Source organism: Methylobacterium sp. Leaf112 (assembly GCF_001423295.1).
GTDB lineage: Bacteria > Pseudomonadota > Alphaproteobacteria > Rhizobiales > Beijerinckiaceae > Methylobacterium.
The window spans coordinates 357,311-380,191 of record NZ_LMNG01000001.1 but is presented as its reverse complement, the minus strand read 5'-3'; the positions used below and the strand labels follow the sequence as shown (position 1 = coordinate 380,191).

Annotated in this window: 25 protein-coding genes; 11 read left to right on the top strand and 14 right to left on the bottom strand. The window is 67.7% G+C overall.

Annotation, left to right across the window (positions count from 1 at the left end):
• Nucleotides 1-3 precede the first annotated feature (3 nt).
• Genes nuoG through ASF52_RS01795 form a run of 7 tightly spaced genes read right to left on the bottom strand, consistent with a single transcriptional unit; the run spans nucleotide 4 to nucleotide 7,412 of the window.
• Nucleotides 4-2,085: an NADH-quinone oxidoreductase subunit NuoG gene (gene nuoG, locus ASF52_RS01825; protein WP_056166562.1), complete on the bottom strand. Its 2,082-nt coding sequence runs from the start codon at nucleotides 2,083-2,085 to the stop codon at nucleotides 4-6.
• Nucleotides 2,086-2,128: 43 nt separating this feature from the next.
• Nucleotides 2,129-3,430 carry an NADH-quinone oxidoreductase subunit NuoF gene (gene nuoF, locus ASF52_RS01820; protein ID WP_056166559.1) on the bottom strand — a complete coding sequence of 434 codons (1,302 nt, stop codon included), beginning with the start codon at nucleotides 3,428-3,430 and terminating at the stop codon, nucleotides 2,129-2,131.
• Between the two features lies 1 nt (nucleotide 3,431).
• Complete coding sequence (gene nuoE, locus ASF52_RS01815; protein ID WP_056166556.1) at nucleotides 3,432-4,517, bottom strand: NADH-quinone oxidoreductase subunit NuoE; 1,086 nt, start codon at nucleotides 4,515-4,517, stop codon at nucleotides 3,432-3,434.
• Nucleotides 4,518-4,539: 22 nt separating this feature from the next.
• Entirely contained in the window at nucleotides 4,540-5,730 is a 1,191-nt protein-coding gene (locus ASF52_RS01810; RefSeq protein ID WP_056166553.1) for an NADH-quinone oxidoreductase subunit D, read from the bottom strand.
• Between the two features lie 16 nt (nucleotides 5,731-5,746).
• On the bottom strand, nucleotides 5,747-6,394 hold the full coding sequence (locus tag ASF52_RS01805; protein ID WP_056166550.1) for an NADH-quinone oxidoreductase subunit C: 648 nt from the start codon (nucleotides 6,392-6,394) through the stop codon (nucleotides 5,747-5,749).
• A gap of 7 nt (nucleotides 6,395-6,401) precedes the next feature.
• Nucleotides 6,402-6,989 carry a NuoB/complex I 20 kDa subunit family protein gene (locus tag ASF52_RS01800; RefSeq protein ID WP_056166548.1) on the bottom strand — a complete coding sequence of 196 codons (588 nt, stop codon included), beginning with the start codon at nucleotides 6,987-6,989 and terminating at the stop codon, nucleotides 6,402-6,404.
• 57 nt (nucleotides 6,990-7,046) lie between these two features.
• Complete coding sequence (locus ASF52_RS01795) at nucleotides 7,047-7,412, bottom strand: NADH-quinone oxidoreductase subunit A (RefSeq protein ID WP_056089121.1); 366 nt, start codon at nucleotides 7,410-7,412, stop codon at nucleotides 7,047-7,049.
• A gap of 365 nt (nucleotides 7,413-7,777) precedes the next feature.
• On the opposite strand from ASF52_RS01795, the gene ASF52_RS01790 reads away from it, so the two are divergent.
• Together ASF52_RS01790 and ASF52_RS01785 are read left to right on the top strand one after the other, a co-directional pair.
• The gene (locus tag ASF52_RS01790) at nucleotides 7,778-8,911 is read left to right on the top strand and encodes a glycosyltransferase family 4 protein (protein WP_056166546.1); all 1,134 of its coding nucleotides are present in this window, start codon (nucleotides 7,778-7,780) and stop codon (nucleotides 8,909-8,911) included.
• Nucleotides 8,912-9,088: 177 nt separating this feature from the next.
• Nucleotides 9,089-11,428, top strand: a complete 2,340-nt coding sequence (locus ASF52_RS01785) for an amylo-alpha-1,6-glucosidase (protein ID WP_056166543.1) — start codon at nucleotides 9,089-9,091, stop codon at nucleotides 11,426-11,428.
• A gap of 126 nt (nucleotides 11,429-11,554) precedes the next feature.
• Here ASF52_RS01785 and infC read toward each other — a convergent pair whose 3' ends face one another.
• Nucleotides 11,555-12,076, bottom strand: coding sequence for a translation initiation factor IF-3 (gene infC, locus ASF52_RS01780; RefSeq protein WP_238223988.1), 522 nt, complete (start codon nucleotides 12,074-12,076; stop codon nucleotides 11,555-11,557).
• 203 nt (nucleotides 12,077-12,279) lie between these two features.
• Nucleotides 12,280-13,500 (bottom strand): glycosyltransferase family 4 protein, encoded by a 1,221-nt coding sequence (locus ASF52_RS01775; protein ID WP_056166540.1) that lies wholly within the window; start codon nucleotides 13,498-13,500, stop codon nucleotides 12,280-12,282.
• Between the two features lie 179 nt (nucleotides 13,501-13,679).
• On the opposite strand from ASF52_RS01775, the gene ASF52_RS01770 reads away from it, so the two are divergent.
• Entirely contained in the window at nucleotides 13,680-14,483 is an 804-nt protein-coding gene (locus ASF52_RS01770; RefSeq protein ID WP_056166537.1) for an alpha/beta hydrolase, read from the top strand.
• On the opposite strand, the gene ASF52_RS01765 is transcribed toward ASF52_RS01770, so the two are convergent.
• Nucleotides 14,470-14,754 (bottom strand): DUF1150 family protein, encoded by a 285-nt coding sequence (locus ASF52_RS01765; protein WP_056089138.1) that lies wholly within the window; start codon nucleotides 14,752-14,754, stop codon nucleotides 14,470-14,472. The two genes, ASF52_RS01770 and ASF52_RS01765, sit on opposite strands and share 14 nt — an antisense overlap.
• Nucleotides 14,755-14,821: 67 nt before the next feature.
• Complete coding sequence (locus ASF52_RS01760) at nucleotides 14,822-15,259, bottom strand: Hsp20 family protein (protein WP_056166536.1); 438 nt, start codon at nucleotides 15,257-15,259, stop codon at nucleotides 14,822-14,824.
• Nucleotides 15,260-15,922: 663 nt separating this feature from the next.
• Between ASF52_RS01760 and ASF52_RS01755 the strand changes: the two genes are divergently transcribed.
• The 7 genes from ASF52_RS01755 to ASF52_RS22355 all read left to right on the top strand — a co-directional run bounded on the left by ASF52_RS01755 (nucleotide 15,923) and on the right by ASF52_RS22355 (nucleotide 20,187).
• A complete protein-coding gene (locus ASF52_RS01755; RefSeq protein ID WP_244473658.1) occupies nucleotides 15,923-16,387 on the top strand; it encodes a Tat pathway signal protein in 465 nt (154 codons plus the stop codon).
• Between the two features lie 27 nt (nucleotides 16,388-16,414).
• Nucleotides 16,415-17,107: a MotA/TolQ/ExbB proton channel family protein gene (locus ASF52_RS01750; protein ID WP_056166530.1), complete on the top strand. Its 693-nt coding sequence runs from the start codon at nucleotides 16,415-16,417 to the stop codon at nucleotides 17,105-17,107.
• A 198-nt stretch (nucleotides 17,108-17,305) separates the two neighbouring features.
• Nucleotides 17,306-17,797, top strand: coding sequence for a protein TolR (gene tolR, locus ASF52_RS01745; RefSeq protein ID WP_056166527.1), 492 nt, complete (start codon nucleotides 17,306-17,308; stop codon nucleotides 17,795-17,797).
• Nucleotides 17,798-17,801: 4 nt separating this feature from the next.
• On the top strand, nucleotides 17,802-18,875 hold the full coding sequence (locus ASF52_RS01740) for an energy transducer TonB family protein (RefSeq protein ID WP_056166524.1): 1,074 nt from the start codon (nucleotides 17,802-17,804) through the stop codon (nucleotides 18,873-18,875).
• A 73-nt stretch (nucleotides 18,876-18,948) separates the two neighbouring features.
• Entirely contained in the window at nucleotides 18,949-19,485 is a 537-nt protein-coding gene (locus tag ASF52_RS01735; protein ID WP_056166522.1) for a metallophosphoesterase, read from the top strand.
• 140 nt (nucleotides 19,486-19,625) lie between these two features.
• Nucleotides 19,626-19,940, top strand: a complete 315-nt coding sequence (locus tag ASF52_RS01730) for a hypothetical protein (protein WP_056166520.1) — start codon at nucleotides 19,626-19,628, stop codon at nucleotides 19,938-19,940.
• A gap of 91 nt (nucleotides 19,941-20,031) precedes the next feature.
• Nucleotides 20,032-20,187, top strand: coding sequence for a hypothetical protein (locus ASF52_RS22355; RefSeq protein ID WP_156629934.1), 156 nt, complete (start codon nucleotides 20,032-20,034; stop codon nucleotides 20,185-20,187).
• 43 nt (nucleotides 20,188-20,230) lie between these two features.
• Here ASF52_RS22355 and ASF52_RS01725 read toward each other — a convergent pair whose 3' ends face one another.
• Complete coding sequence (locus ASF52_RS01725; protein WP_056166518.1) at nucleotides 20,231-20,494, bottom strand: hypothetical protein; 264 nt, start codon at nucleotides 20,492-20,494, stop codon at nucleotides 20,231-20,233.
• Nucleotides 20,495-20,572: 78 nt separating this feature from the next.
• Here ASF52_RS01725 and flaF point away from each other — a divergent pair, with 78 nt between their 5' ends.
• Entirely contained in the window at nucleotides 20,573-21,034 is a 462-nt protein-coding gene (flaF, locus tag ASF52_RS01720) for a flagellar biosynthesis regulator FlaF (protein WP_244472864.1), read from the top strand.
• Nucleotides 21,035-21,164: 130 nt separating this feature from the next.
• Here flaF and ASF52_RS01715 read toward each other — a convergent pair whose 3' ends face one another.
• Together ASF52_RS01715 and ASF52_RS01710 are read right to left on the bottom strand one after the other, a co-directional pair.
• Nucleotides 21,165-21,530, bottom strand: coding sequence for a hypothetical protein (locus ASF52_RS01715; protein ID WP_056166514.1), 366 nt, complete (start codon nucleotides 21,528-21,530; stop codon nucleotides 21,165-21,167).
• A gap of 170 nt (nucleotides 21,531-21,700) precedes the next feature.
• Entirely contained in the window at nucleotides 21,701-22,741 is a 1,041-nt protein-coding gene (locus tag ASF52_RS01710; RefSeq protein ID WP_244472865.1) for an alpha/beta hydrolase, read from the bottom strand.
• Nucleotides 22,742-22,881: the final 140 nt, after the last annotated feature.

Genomic DNA, 22,881 nt, shown 5'->3' with positions numbered 1-22,881 from the left:
TCCCTATTCGGCGGCTTCGAGGCCGCGCACGCGGGCGAGGCTCGAACATTCGGCGAGCACCCGCGAGGCGCGGGCGATCGCGTTGGTGAGATAGAAGTCCGGCACGGCCGGCGCGAAAGCCGCTCGGTCGGGCGTACCGCCGAGGCCGGCCAGGGCTTCGACCGCCGACACGGCGTCGCTCGGCGCCACCGTATCGAGGGCGGCGAGGTGCGGATACGCCCCGTAGAGCGTCCGGCGCAGGGCACCCAGCGAATCGAACGGCAGGCGTTGGCCGAGCACGTCGGACAATGCCCGCAGGATCGCCCAATCCTCGCGCGCGTCGCCGGGCGGGAAGCCGGCGCGGTTGGTCATCTGCACACGGCCTTCGAGGTTGACATAGGTCGCGCTCTTTTCGGAGTAGGCCGCTCCCGGCAGAACCACATCGGCCCGGGTGGCGCCGCGGTCGCCGTGGGTGCCCTGGTAGACCACGAAGGCACCGGGGCCGACCTCGACCTCGTCGGCGCCGAGATTGAACAGTACGTCGAGGGCACTGCTCTGAATCATGGCCGCGAGGTCGAGCCCGCCCTCCCCCGGCACGAAGCCGAGATCGAGGGCGCCGACGCGGGCGGCGGCCGTGTGAAGCACGCCGAAGCCGTTCCAGTCCGGCGTCACGGCGCCGATGTCCTTGGCGAGCGCCGCAGCGGCGGCAAGGATCGCCGCGCCGTCCGGCCGAGACAGGGCGCCCATGCCGACGATGACGAGGGGCCGGTTCGCGGCCTTCACTACCTCGGCGAAACTGTGCCGTCCGGAGGCGACTTCCGCCAGGGTCTCCGGCCCGGCGCCCAGATAGGTGTGCGGATAGGTCAGGTCCACCGCTTCGCCGATGAGGCCAACGGCGAGCGGCGCCATGCGCCAGCGCTTGCGGATGCGGACGTTGAGGAGGGAGGCTTCGAGACGAGGGTTCGTCCCGACCAGGAGGATGGCATCGGCGTCTTCGATGCCCGGGATCGTCGTACCCAGGGTGTAGGCGGCCCGGCCCCAGGCCGGATCGAGCGTCTCGCCGGCCTGCCGGCTGTCGAGGTTGGTCACGCCGAGGGCGGTCATCAGGCTCTTGAGCGCGAAGATCTCCTCGACGCCTGCGAGATCGCCCACGATGGCGCCGATGCGCTTGGCGTCCGTACCCTTCACCCTAGCGGCAATGGCCGCGAAGGCCTCGCCCCAGGAAGCCGGACGCAGGCGGCCGTTCTCACGGACGTAGGGCCGGTCGAGGCGCTGCATGCGCAGGCCGTCGACGGCATGGCGGGTCTTGTCCGAGATCCACTCTTCGTTGACCGCCTCGTTGATGCGCGGCTCGATCTGCATGACCTCGCGGCCCTTGGCGTCGACGCGGATGGCGCAGCCCACCGCGTCCATCACGTCGATGGACTCGGTCTTCGACAGCTCCCAGGGCCGGACCTCGTAGCTCTGCGGCTTGTGGACCAGCGCACCCACGGGGCACAGGTCGGCGACGTTGCCCTGGAGCTCGGAGCCCATGGCGGATTCGAGGTAGCTCGTGATCTCCATGTCCTCGCCGCGCCCGATGGCGCCGAGATCCGGCACACCGGCGACTTCGGCGAGGAAGCGGACGCAGCGGGTGCAGTGGATGCAGCGGTTCATGGCCGTGCGGACCAGCGGACCGATGTACTTCTCTTCCACCGCGCGTTTGTTCTCGCCGTAGCGGGTCGAATCGACGCCGTAGGCCATCGCCTGATCCTGCAGGTCGCAATGGCCGCCCTGGTCACAGATCGGGCAATCGAGGGGGTGGTTGATGAGGAGGAACTCCATCACCCCCTCGCGGGCCTTCTTGGTCGTGCCCGACCGCGTCAGGACCTCCGGCGGCTCGCCGTTGGGTCCGGGCCGGCAATCCTTCACCGCGTAGGCGCAGGAGGCCACGGGCTTCGGCGCACCCTTGAGCTCGACGAGACACATCCGGCAATTGCCAGCGATGGACAGCCGCTCGTGGAAGCAGAAACGCGGGATCTCCGCGCCCGCGATCTCGCACGCCTGGAGAAGCGTGTAGTCCGCCGGAACATCGACCTCGGTGCCGTCGACGACGATCTTGGTCATGCGTGGGTCTCGGGTTCGAATTCGGGTTGGCGTGGGCTACGGATCACTCCGCCGCCATCGGCACCGGGTCGGAATGCGGGTTGGCGCTGTAGCGATCGATGCGTTTCTCGATTTCGGGCCGGAAGTGCCGGATCAGGCCCTGGATCGGCCAGGCCGCCGCGTCGCCGAGCGCGCAGATGGTGTGGCCCTCGATCTGCTTCGTGACATCGAGCAACATGTCGATCTCGCGGCGCTGGGCTCGACCCTCGGCCATGCGCAGCATCACCCGCCACATCCAGCCGGTGCCCTCGCGACACGGCGTGCACTGGCCGCAGGACTCGTGCTTGTAGAAGTAGGCGATGCGGGCGATGGCCGAGACGATGTCGGTGGAGCGGTCCAGCACGATGACCGCCGCCGTGCCGAGACCGGAGCCGAGGTTCTTCAGGGTGTCGAAGTCCATCTTGGCGTCGATGATCTGCTCGGCCGGTACCAGGGGCACCGAGGATCCGCCGGGAATCGAGCACAGCAGGTTGTCCCAGCCGCCGCGCATGCCGCCGCAATGCTTGTCGATGAGTTCGCGGAAGGTGATCCCGAGTTCTTCCTCGACGTTGCAGGGCTTGTTGACGTGGCCCGAGACGCAGAACAGCTTGGTGCCGGTGTTGTTCTTGCCACCGAGTCCAGCGAACCACGCCCCGCCCCGACGCAGAATGGTGCCGGCCACCGCGATGGACTCGACGTTGTTCACCGTCGTCGGGCAGCCGTAGAGGCCCATATTGGCCGGGAACGGCGGCTTCAGGCGCGGCATGCCCTTCTTGCCTTCGAGGCTCTCGAGCAGCGCCGTCTCTTCGCCGCAGATGTAGGCGCCCGCACCGTGGTGGACGTAGATGTCGAACGGGTAACCGTGGACGTTGTCCTTGCCGACGAGCCGTGCCGCGTAGGCCTCGTCGACGGCCTTCTGCAGGGCATGTTTCTCGGCGACGTATTCGCCACGGATGTAGATGTAGCAGGCATGCGCCGCCATCGCGAACGAGGCCAGCAGGCAACCCTCGATGAGAAGATGCGGATCGTGCCGCATGATCTCCCGGTCCTTGCAGGTGCCGGGCTCCGACTCGTCGGCGTTGACGACGAGGTAGTGCGGCCGCCCGTCCGACTTCTTCGGCATGAACGACCACTTGAGGCCGGTGGGGAAGCCGGCGCCGCCGCGCCCGCGCAAGCCCGACTGCTTCATCTCCTCGATGATCCAGTCGCGGCCCATCTCGAGCAGGAACTTGGTGCCGTCCCAGGCGCCCCGCTTTTTGGCCTCGTCGAGACCCGGCGAATGCAGGCCGTAGATATTGGTGAAGATGCGATCCTGATCGGAGAGCATGCTAGTTCCCCTCGCTCTTCGGAGCCGGGCGCTTGTCCCCGGACGTCTCGGCCGGAGCCGTCTTCGGCCCGTCCGTGCTCACGCCTTCGCTCGCCCCCGACGCCTCGGGCTGGGGTGGCGGCTCATCCCGCGGCAAGTCGGACTGCGTTCCAGACTCGGCGCCGGCCGCCTCGGCCCGCGCCATGGACTCGGCCGGCGTCGGTGCCGGTTTACCCGGCCGGGCCGTGGATTCGGCGGGGTCGGCCGCCTCGGCCTCGTCGCCGGACTTCACCGGCTTCTCCCCGGACGCCGAGCGCTGGGCCGGCGCATCGGTGGACCGGCCCTCGACGGCGCGTCCGGCATCCGGACGGGCGGGCTTCGGATCGGCGGCGGCGCGCTGCTCGGAGGAAGCCGCCTCGGCCTTGCCCGAGGGCTCGCTGCTCTCCTCGGCCTTCTTGTCCTCGAAGCGCTGACGCCAGGCGCCGACCCGCGAGCCGTCGAACAGGGTCGCGTCCACGAGGGTATCGGCCCCACCCTTGGGCTCGGACGAGGTCCGTCCGACCTGCGAGCCGATCTTCACGGGGCGGCCAGCAGCAAGGTCGTCCATGAGCGCGCCTAGCAGGTCGGGCGTCAGGTCTTCGTAGTAATCCTGGTTGATCTGCGCCATCGGCGCGTTGCAGCAGGCCCCCAGGCACTCGACCTCGAGCCAGGAGAAGTTGCCGTCGGCGCTGACATGGCCCGGCGCGCCGAGGCGGGCCTGGAGGTAATCCTTCAACTCGCGCGCCCCACAGGAATCGCACGGCACGGTCCCGCAGAGCTGGATCCAGAACCGGCCCACCGGCTCCAGGGCGAACATCGTGTAGAAGGTCGCGACTTCGAGCACGCGGATATGCGGCATGCCGAGTTCATCGGCCACCGATTCAATGGCGGCGCGCGGCAACCAGCCGCCATTCTGCTCCTGCGCCTTCCACAGCAGCGGGATCACCGCCGAAGCCTGACGGCCCTCGGGGTACTTCTCGATTTGGCCCTTGGCCCATTCGGCGTTCTCCGACGAGAACGCGAAGCTTTGGGGCTGCTCGGCGGCGGGGGCGAGTCTGCGGTTAGCCATCAGTTCGAAACCTTGCGTCCCATCACCGGTCCACCTCGCCGAACACGATGTCGAGCGTGCCGAGCACGCAGGATACATCGGCCAGCATGTGGCCGCGGCACATCCAGTCCATGGCCTGGAGATGGGCGAAGCCCGGAGCGCGGATCTTGCAGCGGTAGGGCTTGTTGGTGCCGTCGGCGACGAGATAGACGCCGAACTCGCCCTTGGGCGCCTCGACGGCCGCGTAGACTTCGCCGGCCGGGACGTGGAAGCCCTCGGTGTAGAGCTTGAAGTGGTGGATCAGCGCTTCCATCGAGCGCTTCATCTCGCGGCGGGGTGGCGGCGCGAACTTGCCGTCGGTCGCCGCGATGGGGCCCTGCCCGGCGGGCTCGCGCAGCTTCACGCAGCATTGCCGCATGATCTTCGCCGATTCGCGCATCTCCTCCATGCGGATGACCTGGCGATCGTAGGTGTCGCCGTTCTTCCCCACGGGGATGTCGAACTCCATCTCCTCGTAGCACTCGTAGGGCTGAGACTTGCGCAGGTCCCACGGGATGCCCGAGCCGCGCACCATCACGCCCGAGAAGCCCCAGGCCATGGCCTCGTCCACGGTGACGATGCCGATGTCGACGTTGCGCTGCTTGAAGATGCGGTTGCCCATGACGAGGTTGTCGAGGTCGTCGACCACCTGAAGGAAAGGATCGATGAACGCTTCGATGTCGTCGATGAGGGCGGGCGGCAGGTCCTGATGGACGCCGCCGGGCCGGAAGTAGTTTGCGTGGAGGCGAGCGCCAGACGCGCGCTCGTAGAAGATCATCAGCTTCTCGCGCTCCTCGAAGCCCCAGAGCGGCGGCGTGAGGGCGCCGACGTCCATCGCCTGCGTGGTGACGTTGAGGAGGTGAGAGAGGATGCGGCCGATCTCGCAGAACAGCACCCGGATGAGTTGCGCCCGGCGCGGCACCTGAAGCCCAAGCAGCTTCTCGATGCCGAGGCAGAAGGCGTGCTCCTGGTTCATGGGCGAGACGTAGTCGAGCCGGTCGAAATACGGCGTCGCCTGCAGGTAGGTCTTGTGCTCGATGAGCTTCTCGGTGCCGCGATGCAGCAGGCCGATATGCGGATCGACACGCTCCACGATCTCACCGTCGAGTTCGAGCACGAGGCGCAGCACGCCGTGCGCCGCCGGGTGCTGCGGCCCGAAATTGATCGCGAAATTGCGGATGTTGTGCTCGGTCATGGCCTCGCTCCGCCGCTCAAGCCGATTTCTTCTCGTCGCCCGGGAGCACGTACTCGGTGCCCTCCCACGGCGAGAGGAAGTCGAAGTTCCGGAATTCCTGCGTCAGCTTCACAGGCTCGTAGACCACGCGGGCTTCATCCTGGTCGTAGCGGACCTCGACGAAGCCCGTGAGCGGGAAGTCCTTGCGCAGGGGGTGCCCCTCGAACCCGTAATCGGTCAGCAGCCGGCGCAGATCCGGGTGGCCCGAGAACAGGATGCCGTAGAGGTCGTAGGTCTCCCGCTCGAACCAGTTGGCCGCCGGGAACACGTCGATGACGGATGGGACCGAGGTCTGCTCGTCGGTCTGCACCTTGACCCGGATGCGGGCGTTATGGCGCAGGGACAGCAGGTGGTAGACCACGTCGAACCGCTTGGCGCGGCTCGGATAATCCGCACCGCAGATGTCGATGAAGCAACGGAAGGCGCAGGCGGGATCGTCGCGCAGGTAGGTCAGCGCGTAGACGATGTCGCTCGCCTGCACCTCGAGGGTCAGCTCGCCGAACGCGATGGTCCGGGCGACCACGGCCGGGCCGAGGGCGGCGCCGACATGGTCGCTGAGCGCCTGAAGCGCATCCGCGCCCGAAGCGGCGGCGGTGTGCGCGCGGATGGTGATGCCGTTGCTCATCAGCCCCTCAGCGCTCGATGGTGCCGGTGCGGCGGATCTTCTTCTGCAGAAGCAGCACACCGTAGAGAAGCGCCTCGGCGGTCGGCGGACAGCCCGGCACGTAGATGTCGACGGGCACCACACGGTCGCAACCGCGCACTACCGAGTACGAATAGTGGTAATATCCACCACCATTGGCGCACGACCCCATGGAGATGACGTAGCGCGGCTCTGGCATCTGGTCGTAGACCTTGCGCAGAGCGGGTGCCATCTTGTTGGTGAGCGTGCCGGCGACGATCATCACGTCGGACTGGCGCGGAGAGCCGCGCGGGGCGAAGCCGAAGCGCTCGCAATCGTAGCGCGGCATCGACATCTGCATCATCTCGACGGCGCAGCAGGCGAGCCCGAACGTCATCCACATCAGCGAGCCCGTCCGGGCCCAGTTGATGAGGTCGTCCGTCGAGGTGATGAGGAAGCCGCGGTCGGCGAGTTCGCTACTGATCGACAGGAATGTCGGATCGTCCGCGCCGATGGGGCGCCCGGTGTTGGGATCGATGATCCCCTTGGGAGCCGGTGCGATCGCCGGGGCGCGGGAGAGGTCGGGGCTGAAGGCCATCGGTTTCTCGGGATCAGGCTTCGGACGGTTCGGCGACGCGACGACGATTCGTGGGCGCTAGTCCCACTCAAGGGCGCCCTTGCGCCACTCGTAGACGAAGCCGACGGTCAGAACGCCGAGGAAGGCCATCATCGACCACATGCCGAACCATCCGAGTTCACCGAAGGTGATCGCCCACGGGAACAGGAATGCGACTTCGAGATCGAAGATGATGAACAGGATGGCCACAAGGTAGAAGCGCACATCGAACTTCATGCGCGCATCGTCGAAAGCGTTGAAGCCGCACTCGTAGGCCGAGAGCTTCTCCGGATCGGGACTGTTGTAGGCGACGAGGAAGGGCGCCACCAGCAGGGCTGCCGCGATGAACAGCGACACGCCGATGAAGACGATGAGGGGCAGGTAATCCGCCATCAGGCCGGTCATGCGGGACCTCTCGTGTGCGCCGAAGGCCGTACTGCCCCGGGAGCGTCCCGCCGGATGGAATTGCTCCAATGCCAGACTGCGCTGGCCGGAGGCTTAGACGACCCCCGGAGGTGAAACAAGGGCGGCTCGCATTGCACAAATTCGCACATGTCATTGAGTTAGGACTACGGGACGAACCGGCAACATGACCGATCCGCACAGCCCCCCGCGCCCGGGATTGCGGGGACATCCATGCGGCATCGCAAAACAGCGATGGTGCCGGGGCTCCCGGAGGAACCATAACCTTGGCCGTGGGTTTCATTCATGTCCCACTCAGGCCGGATCGCGTTAGGTCGGCGCATATTCGACCTCACAGGAGACGCTTCGTGCGCATTGCCCAGATTGCTCCGCTCTCGGAGGCGGTCCCCCCGAAGTTCTACGGCGGCACCGAGCGCGTCGTATCCTGGATCACGGAAGAGCTCGTCCGTCAGGGTCACGACGTGACGCTGTTCGCCAGTGGTGATTCGGAGACCTCGGCCAAGCTCGCGGCGTGCACGCCGGAAGGCCTGCGCCTCCTCGGCTACCGCGACCACACGGCGAGCCATCTCGCCATGCTGCATCACGTCCACAAGCGCGCCCACGAGTTCGATGTGCTGCACTTCCACATCGACCTCCTGCAATATCCGATGTTCGAGGATCTGAACCACAAGTGCATCACCACGATGCACGGCCGCCTCGACGTGCCGGACTTCATGCCGGTCTACCGTACCTTCACGGGCATGCCCCTGGTGTCGATCTCCGACAATCAGCGCGAGCCGATGCCGAAGAACGTGAACTGGGCGTCCACCATCCACCATGGCCTGCCGGCCCAGAACTGCCCGTTCTACCCCGAGGCCAAGGGCGGTTATCTCGCCTTTCTCGGTCGCATTTCCCCCGAGAAGCGCCCCGACCGCGCCATCGAGATGGCGATCCGCTCCGGCGTGAAACTGAAGATCGCCGCGAAGGTCGACAAGGCCGACCAGGATTATTGGGACGAGGTCATCGAGCCGATGATCCACCACCCGCTCGTCGAGTTCATCGGTGAGATCAACGAGGAACAGAAGAAGGATTTTCTCGGCAACGCCCTGGCCCTGGCCTTCCCCATCGACTGGCCGGAGCCCTTCGGCCTGGTGATGATCGAAGCGATGTCGGCCGGCACCCCGGTCATCGCGTTCCGCAACGGCTCCGTGCCGGAGGTGATCGCCGACGGGATCTCGGGCGTGCTGTGCGACTCGATGGACGATGCCGTTGCGGCCGTCGACACGGTCAAGACCATGAGCCGAGCCGGCGTGCGCCGCCACTTCGAGACCCAGTTCACCGCCGAGTGCATGGTCCGCAAGTACGTCGCCGCCTACGAGAGCCTGCTCGCCCATCAGGCCGACGTGATCAAGATGCCCCACGCGGCGGCCTTCTCGCCCCGCTACGGCGATCTCAACGGCTCGTCCCTGCCGTCGATCTCGGTGGCCGCCATGCCGGCCTGAGGCGGACCCGGCATCGGGCTTGCAGAGCCTTTTCCGGGTTGGCGTCGTACGATTGCCGCACTAACTCTCCTCTCTGAGGGCCGCCCGCGTCGCATACCGCGACGGGCGGCCTTTCGATTCCAGACCCATCGCGATCAGACGATTCGCGAATCCTCACCCATCCGGAGACGCTCGGGCATGGCGGCTGACAGTTTCACGGCGACTCCCGAACAGGCACCCGGCACGACGGACGGGCCGCTGAACCATGGTTTTCAGGATGCCGACGCGGTCCTGCCCCAGTACCATATCGAGGCCCACACCTCCCTGGTCGAGCGCCCGCTGCGCTCCCTGAAGTACGGCGAGGCCTTCGCGGTGCTGGACAGCTACGGCGACATCGGCGTGCTGCCCGGCCCCGAGGGCCTGTACTTCCAGGACACGCGCTACCTCTCGCGCTTGCACTTCACTATCGAGGATCAGCGCCCCCTGCTCCTGTCCTCGGTGATGCAGGACGACAACGGCGCGCTCAGCGTCGACATGACGACGCCCGACATCCGCCTCGACGCCCACGACGAGACCACGATCCCGCGCGAGCTCATCGCCATCGAGCGCACAAAGTTTCTGTTCAAGGGCGCGTGCTATGACCGGATCGGTTTGCGCAACTACGATTCGCGCCACTGGACCCTGAAAATCGGCGTGAGCTTCGACGCGGATTTCCGCGATCTCTTCGAGGTCCGTGGCATGGACCGCCCGGTGCGGGGCAAGCGCAGCGTTCAGGTGGCGAGCGAGTCGGAAGTGCAGTTCCGCTATGCCGGCCTCGACGAGGTGGTGCGGACCACGAGCCTGCATTTCGGCCCAAAACCGAAGCACATCGAGCCGGGAAAGGTCACCTTCGAGGTTTCCCTGCCCCCGGGTGGACGCGCCTCGCTCTTCATCCGCACGGTTTTCGAATCGCACCGGGCCTACACCAGTGCACCGGCCGCCGAGAAGGTGGGCGAGGATGCCGCGGCAGGCCTGTCGCACGCCGCCGGCTCGTCGGCCACGGCCCGCCACCCCAAGGGCTTGGCCGAGGGCGTGATCTTCGCCCGTGCGTATCGCGATTCGCGCCGCGACCTGCGGCAGCTCACGGCCGGCATCACCACGATCATCTCGTCGAACGACCAGTTCAACGAGGCCGCCTGCCGCGCCACCGCCGATCTCTACATGCTGGCCAGCCGCACGCCGGAGGGGATCTACCCCTTCGCCGGCATCCCCTGGTACTCCACGGTGTTCGGCCGCGACGGCATCATCACGGCGATGATGGCCCTGTGGATCGATCCGAACTTCGGCAAGGGCGTCCTGCGCTACCTCGCCTCGACCCAGGCCAAGGCCATCGATCCCGCCGCCGACGCCCAGCCCGGAAAGGTTCTGCACGAGACCCGGCGCGGCGAGATGGCGATGCTCGGGGAGGTGCCGTTCCGGCACTATTACGGCACCATCGACGGCACGCCGCTGTTCGTGATGCTGGCCTCGGAATACTACGCCGTCACCGGCGACCGGGAAACCATCGAGCGGATCTGGCCGGCCCTCGAACTCGCCCTAGACTGGATGAACCAGTACGGCGACCGCGACGGCGACGGCTTCGTCGAATACGCCCGCGACACCGACAAGGGCCTCGAGAACCAGGGCTGGAAGGACAGCCACGATTCGATCTTCCACACGGACGGGAACCTCGCCAAGGGTCCCATCGCCCTGTGCGAGGTCCAGGGCTACGTCTATGCCGCCAAGAACGGCATGGCGACGCTCGCCACCCTGCTCGGCCACGATGCCCTGGCCGAGCGACTGACGGCCGAAGCCGCCAAGCTGCGGGCGGATTTCGACAAGGCGTTCTGGTGCGAAGCGATCGGCACCTACGCCCTCGCGCTCGATGGCGAGAAGCGCCAATGCGCCGTGCGGTCCTCGAATGCCGGGCACGCCCTCTTCACCGGCATCGCCCTGCCGGAGCGCGCCGCGAGTGTCGCCGCCAACCTCCTGTCGAAGGATGGGTTCAATGGCTGGGGTGTGCGGACCATCGCGCGCGGCGAGGCGCGCTACAATCCGATGTCGTACCACAATGGCTCGATCTGGCCGCACGACAACGCCCTCGTGGCCATGGGGCTCGCCCGCTACGACCTGAAGCCGGAAGCCTCGCGGATCTTCGAGGGCATGTTCGACACCGCCCTCTACCAGGACCAGAAGCGTCTGCCGGAGCTGTTCTGCGGCTTCATGCGCCGGCACCAGCGCGGGCCGGTCTCCTACCCGGTGGCGTGCTCGCCCCAGGCCTGGGCGGCGGCGGCCCCCTTCGCGTTCCTCGCCGCCTGCATCGGCCTCGAACTCCAGCACGATCGCAACCGCATCCGCCTGAAGAACCCGACCCTGCCGGCCTTCCTCGACGGGGTGTCGATCTTCAACCTGAAGCTCGGCACCTCGCGGGTGGACCTGCGCTTCCAGCGCTACGGCGGCGACGTGACGGTGAATGTGCTGCGGCGGACGGGCGACGCGCAGGTCTCGGTGGTCAAGTAGGGACACTCATCTCCCTCCCCCGGCGGGGAGGGGGACCTCTGCGTCCGATTGGGAAGCGATCATGAAAAACGCCGCCTCCCCAGGGGAAAGCGGCGCGGATCGTCGAATCCGAACGGGCCTCGCGCGTCAGCGCGGAGCCAGGATCATGATCATCTGGCGGCCTTCGAGCATCGGCTCGCTCTCCACCTTGGCGATCTCCTGGGTCTCGTTCTTCACCCGCTCGAGCAGGCGCAGGCCGATGTCCTGGTGCGCCATCTCGCGGCCGCGGAAGCGCAGGGTCACCTTGACCTTGTCACCTTCCTCGAAGAACCGAACCACGGCCTTCATCTTGGTGTCGTAGTCGTGCTTGTCGATGCCGGGCCGCAGCTTGATCTCCTTGACCTCGACCGTCTTCTGCTTCTTGCGGGCCTCATTCTGCTTCTTCTGCTCGTTGAAGCGGAAGCGGCCGTAATCGAGGAGCTTACAGACGGGAGGAACGGAGTTGGGCGCGATCTCGACGAGGTCGAGGCCGGCTTCCTCGGCCAACGCGAGGGCGTCGAAGAAGGCGACCACACCCCGGTTCTGACCGGTGTCGTCGATGAGCTGCACTTCGCGAACGCCGCGGATGTCCCGGTTGGCGCGCGGCCCGTCCTTCTGCGGGGCCGGCATAGCTCTCATAGGTCTACGAATGGCTTCAATCTCCTGATGAAACGACGAAACGGCAGCCTGCGAACCCCAACCCCATGGGGTCGATCCTGGCCACCAATCGCTCCGGATTCCGGTCCGACACCTTGGCTGAACTTTTCTTCAAGTCAACTCGGGCGGCCGGGTTTGGTTCACGCCCCGGGAGATCCGGGACGATCACGGGCGCTTCACGGGCAATTGGCGAGGAGGTCGACATAGACGTCGAGGGTGTCGCCGACCATGCCCTCGAGGGAGAAGTGTGCCTCCACGTGCGCCCGGCCGCGCCGGGTCATCGCGTCCCGCGCCGAGGCGCCCATGGACAACGCATCGGCCAGGGCATCGGCCAGGGCCGAGGCGTTGCCCGGTGCCACCCGCCAGCCCGTGCGCTGGCCGGCCGGGACTTCCGGTGGCGCCAGGACGGTCTCCGGTACGGCGCCGAGATCCGAGACCACCACGGGCGTGCCCAGCGCCTGAGCTTCCACGGCCGAGCGGCCGAACGCCTCGGGCTCGACGGAGGGAACCGCCACGACGGAAGCGGCGCGGAACGCCGCCGGCATGTCCGTGCAGTGCCCGACCCGGTGGACGATGCCCTGCAGGCCGCGCGCGGCGATGAGGGCGTCGAGCTCGCGCTCGTAGGCGACACGCCCCTGCGGGTCGCCCGCGAGCACGATGGCGACATCGGCGACGCCGCGGTCGCGCATGAGGGCGGCCGCCTCGATGAGCACGCGCTGACCCTTCCAGGCCGTGAGGCGCGCGGCGAGCAGCACCACGCGCTCGTGCGGCGCCACGCCCCAGGCCCGGCGCAGGGCTTCGACCCGAGCCGGCGCCACGGCGCCCGGCGTGAACAGCGCGAGATCCGTCCCCCGGTGGATCACCCGGACGCGGTCGCCCGCCTGATCCGGATGAAGCGTGCGGATCAGGTCGGCGGTGTAGTGCGAGTTGGCGATGACGACGTCGCCGCGCGCCATCACCGAATTGTACAGCACCTTCACCCCGGTGCGGCCGGAATAGCTGCCGTGGTAGGTCGTGACGAAGGGCAGTTTCAGGCGACGTGCCGCGCCGAGTGCGACCCAGGCCGGCGCCCGCGATCGGGCATGGATGATCTGAACGCCCTCGCGCCGACACAGCCGAGCGAGGCGCCCGATGTTCAGCGCCATGGCGACGGGGTTCTTCGCGGCGGCCGGAAACGGCAGCCAGATGCCGCCCTTGGCCTGCAATTCCCCCACCAGCCGACCGCCCTCCGTGGCGACGAGGGCGCGCGCACCCGCAGCCGCGAGGGCCGCGGCCACGTCCACGGTGGTGCGCTCGGCCCCGCCCGCATCGAGGGCCGGGATGATCTGCAGGATGGTTCTGCCCGAGAGCGGCGCACCCTCCCCCGGGAAGGTGCCGCCGCGCGGATCGCCATTCATGACGCGGCTCCGCAGGCCGGCCCGATGACGGGACCTGAGGGTTCGGGGCGGGGGCGGAAACGTCCGTCGCGGGCTTCGGTCATGGGCGTCAGCATGGGCGGCGTGCTTTACGGCCCGGTAAACGAAAGGCAAATGCAGAGCACGCAACACGATGGTTCTTGGATAACGGGGATAAGCCGATGCCGCAGCCGAACGACGAGGCGCCGACTTTCCTCGATGTCGGAAGCGGGGACGCGGCACGACGCATCGCCGTGCTCCATCGACCCGGAGAGGGACCGCCCATGGTGTGGCTCGGAGGCTTCCGCTCCGACATGCGGGCCACCAAGGCCGAAGCGCTCGATGGATGGGCGCGGCGAACGGGACGCGCCCTGGTGCGGTTCGATTATACGGGTCATGGCGAATCGGAGGGCGATTTCGCGTCCAGCACCATCTCGACCTGGGTCGAGGACGCGGTCGCGGTGATCTTCGCCTGCGCGCCGCAGCGGCCGCTTCTCATCGGCTCGTCCATGGGTGGCTGGATCGCTTGTCTCGCCGCCCGGGAACGGGCCGCGCGAGGCGAGGACGCCCCCTCGGGACTGGTGCTCATCGCCCCGGCCCTGGATTTCACCGAAGACCTGATGTGGAAGCGGTTCACGCCGGAAATCCGTGCCACCATCGAGCGGGACGGTTTCTGGGCGCGACCGAGCGCATATGACCCCGTCCCGGTGCCGATCACCCGTGCCCTCATCGAGGACGGGCGCCGGCACGCAATGCTCGGGGGAGAATTCGACCCGGGCTGCCCGGTTCGTATCCTGCAGGGCATGGACGACCCGGATGTCCCCTGGTCCCATGCCCTGCGCATCGTCGAGCGCCTGCCTCGGGCCGACACGGTGCTGACCCTCGTGGCGGATGGCGACCACCGCCTGTCGCGCCCCCAAGATCTCGCCCGGCTCCTGGCGGCAGTGACGGAGATCTACCCGAACAAAGAAATCAGTGCAGACTGACGGTGTGGAGATCGTTGGCCATGGCATTGGCCACCACGGCGTCACGGGAATCGGCGAGCAGGATCGGCGCCCCGCTGGCCGAGAGCAGGGCGAAGAGGTCGAGGCCGGGGGTCAACTCCGGCGCCTGCGGAAACAGGCGCGTGACCTCGTCGGAACTCATGGCGCGGACGTAGGCGATGTGACCCTCGCCCAGGGCAGCGAGGTCGGCGGCGTTGAACTCCGCCGGATCGAGATCTGCGCCGGTGATGGGATTCTGGCTGAATGCGGTCATGGTCGGCTCTCCTTCTGGCAGAGCGGGGTCGGGTCTGGCCCGACCCGGATGAAAAACGGGCGTCCCGTCAGACGTCGTCGCGGGATGCGATGGCGATCTTGCGCACGACCCGGTCCGGCTCGGGTCGGGTCAGGTCGATGGACAGCAGACCGTTCGACAGGTCGGCCCCCATCACCTCCATGCCGTCCGCCAGCAGGAAGGCCCGCTGGAACTGGCGCGCAGCGATGCCGCGATGGAGGAACTGACGCGATTTCTCGTCGATCTGCCGGCCGCGGACCACGAGCTGGTTCTCTTCCAGCATCACGTCGAGCTGATCGCGGGTGAAGCCCGCGACCGCGAGGGTGATGCGAAGCCGCTCGGGCTCCCGGTCGCTGCGGGCCACCCGCTCGATGTTGTAGGGCGGATATCCATCGTTGGCGGCCTTCGACACCCTGTCGAGGGCCTGTTCGATCTCATCGAAACCGAGGAGGAACGGATGTCCGAACGGGGAAGGCCGCGTGGTCACGGATGGATGTCCTTCAAGCGAAGCCCCTGGGACGATGGAGGAGGCACTTCGTGGAGAGGCACGTCTGCGGTGTTCGGGAAGCCCGCCTGCGGCAGCACCCCCCGCCGACGATCGTTCGCCGGTGAACCCGATATGGAGGCGGCACCAAGCCTCATCAAGGGCAGCCCCATCAAGGGCTTGGCTCCGAACATCCAGGACGGTCCCTTGCGCGGGCCTTCCCGTCGAACTCGCCGATCGAACCCGACCACGATCGTCCTACGAGCTGACCGAGAGAAGACCCGGCGATGTTCGCCGGGCAAATCAGGAAACTACAACCAGGATCAATCGGCAATTTTCCAGCGTGGTCCTGTATTCGGTCAGGTAACAGTTTGGAATTACTCTGATATTCCGCACTGCGCTTGATCTGGCACCGCGAATTCGGATATTGCCACGGCCAATCGACCGACGGATTGCGGGGCTCTTGGCCGTGCCGCGCCGGTTCGCGTTCCCTTTGGGAAGCGACGACTTGAGCGGCGCCGACCGATCACCGGGTCATGATTGCCGACCATGACGTTCCCGGCGGAAACACGCTGCGAATCGCGGGTCATCCCAAGGTTTAAGTCCGGCGCGGCGGTGCCGCCCATCGTTCGAGGAAACGGAACCGTGATGGATCGAGTGCACTGCATGGTCAGGGAACAGGTCCGGAATGCGGTTCGGGCGGCCTGTCTCGGCACCGCCATCCTGGCCGGCTGGACGGGTTACGCGGTGGCACAGGAAGCCAAGAGCACGGACACCAAGCCCGCTTCGCTCAAGCTAGAACTGAACCGCCTGGAGCCCGCAGGCGAATCCTGCCGGACCTACCTTCTCGTCGACAACAGCCGGGGCGCGGCCCTGAAATCCCTGAAGGTCGATCTGTTCGCCTTCGACACGGACGGTGTCGCGCAGAAGCGCCTCGCCGTCGAGCTCGGCCCCGTGCAGGAGCGCAAGACCATGGTCCGCCTGTTCGACTTCCCGGCCCTGGCCTGCCCGAAGATCGGCCGGGTGCTCCTCAACGATGTCCTGGCCTGCGAGGGCGGCGACGCCAGCCGCGAGACCTGCCTCGAACGCATCGAAACCGACAGCAAGACTGCCGCGCCCTTCGTCCGCTGATCCGAAACCGAACCGAGAGACATCCCCATGGATCCGACCGCCGCGCCCGCAGGCGTCTCCCACGACATGTCGTTCCTCGGCCTGTTTCTCCAGGCCGACCCGATCGTCAAATCGGTGATGATCCTGCTCGTGGTCGCCTCCATCGCCTGCTGGACGGTGGTGTTCGAGAAGATCGTCCGCATCGCCGCGGCCAAGCGCCAGGCGAAGGCCTTCGACACCCTGGTGCGCTCGGGCGGCGCCCTGGAAGCATCCGGCAAGGGGATGGACGCGCAGATCACGGCGGCCGCCATCGAGGCGTGGCGCGATCAGGATAGCAGCGAGACGCGCGCCGAGCGCCGCGACCGCATCGAGCGCGCCATGCGCGCGACCCTCACCACGCGGTTGAAGGCGATGCAGACGGGCCTGCCGCTCCTCGCGACCTCCGGTTCCACCGCGCCCTTCATCGGGCTGTTCGGCACGGTGTGGGGCATCATGAACTCGTTCTCGTCCATCGCGAAGAGCCAGGATACGTCGCTCGCCGTGGTGGCACCCGGCATCGCCGAGGCGCTGTTCGCCACCGCCATCGGCCTCGTCGTCGCGATCCCGGCGGTGATGGCCTACAACAAGCTCATCAACGACATCGGACGAGTCCAGGCGAGCTTCGTCTCCTCCATCGGCACCCTCGGCAACCGTCTGGCCCGCGACCGGACGGTTCACAGCCGCGCCGCCGCCGCCGAATAGCCGAACCGTATCACCGACCCGTATCGCCGACCCGTATCACCGACCAATGTCCGCCTCGCGCGGGCGGGCCGGCCTTGAACCCCGGAAGACCGGCGGCCCCCGATCCATGGGGCCATCCCGTTTCCGGACGAATTTCGATTTCGCGGGAACGCGGCGCCGGGCTGCCGGCCGCCCGCCCGAAGCCCCGGAGGGCGACGCATGGCCATGGGATCGATCCGCTCCGGCGGCGGTGACGACGACGACGGCATCGACGGCGCGCCGATGTCCGAGATGAACGTCACGCCCCTCGTCGACGTGATGCTGGTGCTGCTGATCATCTTCATGGTCGCCGCCCCGCTCATGACCACGGGTGTGCCTGTACAGCTCCCCAAGACCACGGCGCAGAAGGTGGCTCAGGCCAAGAAGCCCCTGGAGATCTCCATCGACAAGGAGGGCAAGCCCTACCTCGCGAAGGAGGAGCTGACCCCCGAGGGCATCCTGCCCCGCCTGCGGGCCCTGGCCGCCGAGGACCCCTCCCAGGTGATGCTGGTGCGTGGCGATCGCGAGGTACCCTACGGCAAGATCATGGAAGTGATGGGCCTCGTCGGCCAGGCGGGCTTCACCAAGGTCTCGCTCATCGCCCAATCGCCCGGTGGCGCCCTGCCGTCTGCGCCGGCCGCCGCAGTACCCGCGACCGGAACGGCCCGATAGCCCCATGAGCGTCCTCGCATCGACCGGAGATCCGGATCGGCGCGGCCCGTCAGGTCTCGCCGCAGCCTTCCTCGTCGCCCTCGGCCTGCACGCGGCCGGGTTGATCGCCCTCACTCTGTTCCAGCCGGAGCCCAAGGCGCCCCCGGGCGAGAATATCGTCACCATCGACCTCGCGCCGCAGATGACGGAGGCCGACACCCAAGCCCCGGCCGAGCAGGCCGCCTCCGTGTCGGCGCCGCCCGAAGCCAATCCGGTGCAGACGCCCGAGACGGTCCAACAGGAGAAGCCGCTGGAGACCACGGAGCTGACACCGCCCGAGGCGACGGCACCGCCGCCGCCCGATACAGCGATGATCGCGCCCGAGGCGACGACCATGGCCGAGCCGCCGGAAGCGACTCCGACGCCGCCCGTCGAGGTGGCGAACGAGCCGCCGCCGGAGGATCAGGTGATCGCGTCCACGGCCGAGACCGCGCCGGCCCTGGCACCCCCTCCACCCACCGTGGCCCAGGAGCTGCCGAAGCCCGTCGAAGTGGTGAAACCGAAGCCGGATCAAGCCAAGATCCTCGAGGCGCGGCGTGAGGCCAAGCGCAAGGCCGACCGCGAGGCACGGCTCAAGGCCGAACAGGAGGAGCGCCGCGAAGCGCTGCAGGAGGCTCGGGCCGAGGCGAAGGCCAAGGCGGCCCGTGAGGCCGCACGCCGCGCCGCCGCCGCTGCGAGCGAGGGCAGCGCACGCCAGAACTCGGCCTCGGCCTCGCGTCAGAGCAGCGCGGGTGCGGCCGCCGGCGGCAACGATGCGAACGCGCTCCGCGCTTGGCAGGGCGCCCTCAGCTCGGCGATCCGCGGTCGCATGAACGCCAGTGCGGCGGCGGGCACCAGCGGCGGCGTTGCCGTGGTTCGGTTCACCGTGTCGCGTTCCGGGCAGGTGCTGAGTTCGGGACTGTCGAGCAGCAGTGGTGTCGGCGCCATCGACAGTGCGGCGCTCGCGACCGTACGCGGGTCCCTGCCGGCGGCCCCGGCAGGCGTCACGATCAGCAGCCTCGCGGTCACCGTGCCCCTGCGGTTCAGCCCCGGTCGCTGAGGCCGGGGTCGGACGGCGTGATCCCGCCTCGCTTCCGAAGACCGCCCTGCCTTTCTCGGAGCGACGTTCCGGCATGACCGTCTGGTTCACCAGCGACACGCACTTTTCCGATCCGCGCGTGCTGCGGATCGACCGGCGCCCCTACCCCGACCTTGCGGTCCACGACGCGGCGCTCATCGCCAATTGGAACGCCGTCGTCGCGCCCGGCGACACGGTCTGGCATCTCGGCGATGTCGCCCTGCGACCCGCGCCGGGCCGAATCTCCGAAATCCTCACCTCGCTCAAGGGTACGAAGCACCTCATCGTCGGCAACAACGACGGGCCGGAAACGCTGCATGCGCCGGGCTGGGCCAGTGTCGGCCATTATGCCGAGATCGTCGTGGACGAACGGCCCCTGGTGCTGTGCCATTATGCGTTCCGAACCTGGAACGGCATGGGCCGGGGCGCCCTCGACCTCCACGGGCATTCGCACGCCAAGCTGACACCGATCCCGAAGCAGTACGACGTGGGCGTCGATGCGCAGGGCTTCACGCCGGTGGATCTTCCAACAATTCTCGCCTCGCGCCGCGCCCGGAAAGTGAGCAGCCGAAAAGCGGAACCTTCGCCGTAGATCGGGGGTTCTTGGGGCATGAACGCAGGATGACCGGCGGGCCGGATCCAAGACTTCGGATCGATCCATAACTTTGGATCAGCCTGAGCGTCACCTTGCACCCGTCCTGTTCCTCGAGACGTCTGCCGCCGAGGTATCCCATGCGTCACGCTCTGTTTTCACCGCTTCTCGCCATCGGACTCACCGTCGTGGCCGTCGTGCCGGCTCTGGCCGCGCCAGCCTGCTTCGAGGGCCAGCGAAAGGTCGAGGAAGCCAACGCCCTGCGGTTCCAGGCCCGGCAGGAAGCCCGCGTCGGCAGCCACGACCGCGTCTGCGATACCCTCGACGAAATCGGCGATCGCTACGCCGATGCCCGGGATGCGTTCGAGGATTGCGGTGCGGCCGTCACCGCCATCGATCTGCGGACCGAGGCGCGGAACCTTCGCATCGCCAAGAAGGTCAATCGCTGCGACTGAGCGCGTGCGCCCACGCACACACGCCCGGAACCATTCGTTTCACAAGTCTGAACAAGCGGCGCGCGATTCGCTGCCCTGAAGGTCCACGCCCATGAACGCCTCGGCCACCCAGTCCAACGCCAATTCCGTCCTCGGCTCCAATGCCATGATCGATGCCACGGGCCCGTCCTTCGCGGCAGCCCTGTGCGGCTTCCTCAGCACCACCGTCGCGACCACCATGGTGATGTTTCTGCTGAGCAGCGTGTAAGTGAACGCTTCTCCAAGGCAGGCCTGTCCGGCGTCTGCCGGGATCAAGGCGCCACGAGCCAGAAGCGCTTGCGGTTGAACAGCATGTCGGCCTTGCCGACTTCGGCCGGCCCGTTGCGGCAGGCCGCTTCTTCCCTGGCGCGGGCATCCGGTGATGGTCCGGGTGGCCGGGCAGCCGGCAGCATCGGGGCCGTGGACACCGGAAACAGCCCGAGCCTGCTCTGAACGCCGGGCTGGCGCACGGCGACGACGGTGAGGATGCCGGCCAGCAGCGCCCCCGCCACCGTACCGAAAACAAAATTCATCATGGGTCGGAAATCCCGCGATCGCCGCGCGGACAGAGGCCGGCCCGCGATCACCGGCCCTTCCTGGTCAAGCTTCTCGGCATGATTGCGGCGAAGACCGGATTACAGTCTCTTAAGAATGAACCCCATACGGTCTCGTCGGTCGCGGACGGCTCGAATCGCGGCAGTCGGGGAGAACGCAGGATGTCGTACGGGGCCAGTGCCTACGCGAAGGTGTCACAGACGGCCCTATCGCCGCGCGAGGCGGAAGCCGCCGTCCTGATCAAGGCCGCATCGCGCCTCCAGGCCGTTCAAGCCGACTGGGAAAACCAGAAGGGCGGCCTCCCCGAAGCGCTCAACTTCAATCAAAAGGTCTGGACGATCATCGCGGGCGCGGCGACGGCACCCGAGAGCCCGCTGCCCGAGCCGATCAAGACCAGCATCGCGCAATTGTCGGTGTTCGTGTTCCGCCGCATGATCGATACGCTGATCGAGCCGAGCGCCGAGAAGCTTTCCGCGCTCATCAGCATCAATCACAACATCGCCGCCGGCCTGCGGACCTGAGCGGAGCCGTCCCCCGAAGAGGGGTATCGGCGAGGCGCGTGCCCGTTCGCGTCGGGCGAGCCTGACGGCCAGGACCCATGAGCCGTGCCCTGAATCGGGCACGGCCACGTTGGAGTTGTTGCCGAAACCCTCAGGAGTCGAGACCCGCATCCTCGTCGATATCCACGAGGAAGACGATGTCGGCGTCGTCCTCACCGTCCTCGTCATCCTCTTCCGCGTCGTCGTTCGAAGCGGCCTCGGCGTGGCGGGCATCCGGCTCGAAGGGCTCGTCCTCTTCCGAGTCATCCTCGGCCAGGGCGTCCTCGAAGATCTCCGTCTCCTCCTCGGTGGCGGCGCGGATCTTGAGCGGAGAGGTGCCGTTCCACAGCACCTTGCCGTCGCTCTTCATGGCCTGGATGTCGTCCTTGAAGCCGTCGCAGGTGAAGAGATCGCGGGCGACCTCCTCGGAACCGTTGATGACCGCGATGGCCACGCCATCGATCTCGAGTGTGAACATCGCGAATTCCTCTCGAACGTCGTTGCGCGGGGCGCGCCGGCCGCACGGCGTCGGAGGACGCCGCCCTGGGATCGATTCAGCCTTACGGGGCCGCCGACCGTGTAGGGGGCAACGGCCTGCGCGCCAAGCCCCACGCCGACCGCCATCCCGCGCCGAACGGGCCCCTGGGCTCAGCTGCCTCCGCCAGCACCTCGACTGATGGCACGCTTGACCACGCCCTGAACCTCCGGGTTCGACAGGAACAGGTCGTGGTTGATCAGGCCGCCGCCGTAATCGGAGGCGTCGGCGACGCGCACGCCGAGCGCCTCCAGGCGCTCGCGGTCGGCCGCGCCGGCGCGGACGATACCACCCGCGATGGCGCCGGAGAGCTCCAGCGCCCTGTCGTTGGTGGAGGAGATCACCGTGACCTTCTTCACGTCCGGTCCCATGCGCTCGATGGCGGAGGTGAACAGGTCGATGTCGATGTCGGGTGCAGCCAGCACCACGGCGCCGATGCGGGCCATGGCCGCCTCGCCGGCCTCGGCCCGCAGCATCCGCAGGGTCTCGAGGGTCAGGAGCGTGCCCATGGAATGGGCGACGATGTTGATTCGGCCGCCCGACGGCGAGTTCGCCAAGGCCTTGAGCAGATCCTCGAAGGCGTCGCGCGACCACAGGGCGCTCTCGCGATCGTAGCCGTAATCGAAGGTCGCGGCGGCGGAGGGCCAAGTGAACAGCGCGGAGGCGCCGCGGAAGCGGATACCGTCGGAGAGCTTGGCTGCGCTGAGGGCCGCGGACTGGAAGCTCTCGCGGTAGCCGTGGACGTAAATGAGCACGTCGCGCCCGAACGCGGCCTGGGCGAAGGCACCGGCCGCGCCCGGCCCGGTCTCGATCTGCGGCACCGCCGCGACCCCCCAATCCCCGGTGACCACGGAGGAGACCTTGCCGATGAGCGAGCGGTCGGGTGCGGACAGACGCACCTCGGCGAAGCTCAGGCCCCGGCCGCGCTCGGAGCTGAAATACGGGCTCTTCGGGGGACTGCCCACCGGCTTGCGGGTGGTGGCGACGAGAAGCACGGGGCTGACATCGATGTTCGACTGCCGCTCGGGGGCGGACGAGCCGGTGGCGAGGTCCTCGGTGACGCAGCCGGACAGGCCCGGCGCCAGGCTGGCGAGCCCCAGGAGGGTAGCGAGGCGGACGAGGCTGCGTCGGGTCGGCCGAATGGTTCGGTTCATGCGGTCTGACAACCCTGGGCGGTGGAGGGCCGGGAAACCCGGCCGTCGTGCGGTGCTAACCTGTCGCGGACGATCGTGACCATGGCGCGGCGCGAACGTGGCCGTGGGCCGTGTGGATTGCGGGCATAGGCGCGCCTGTG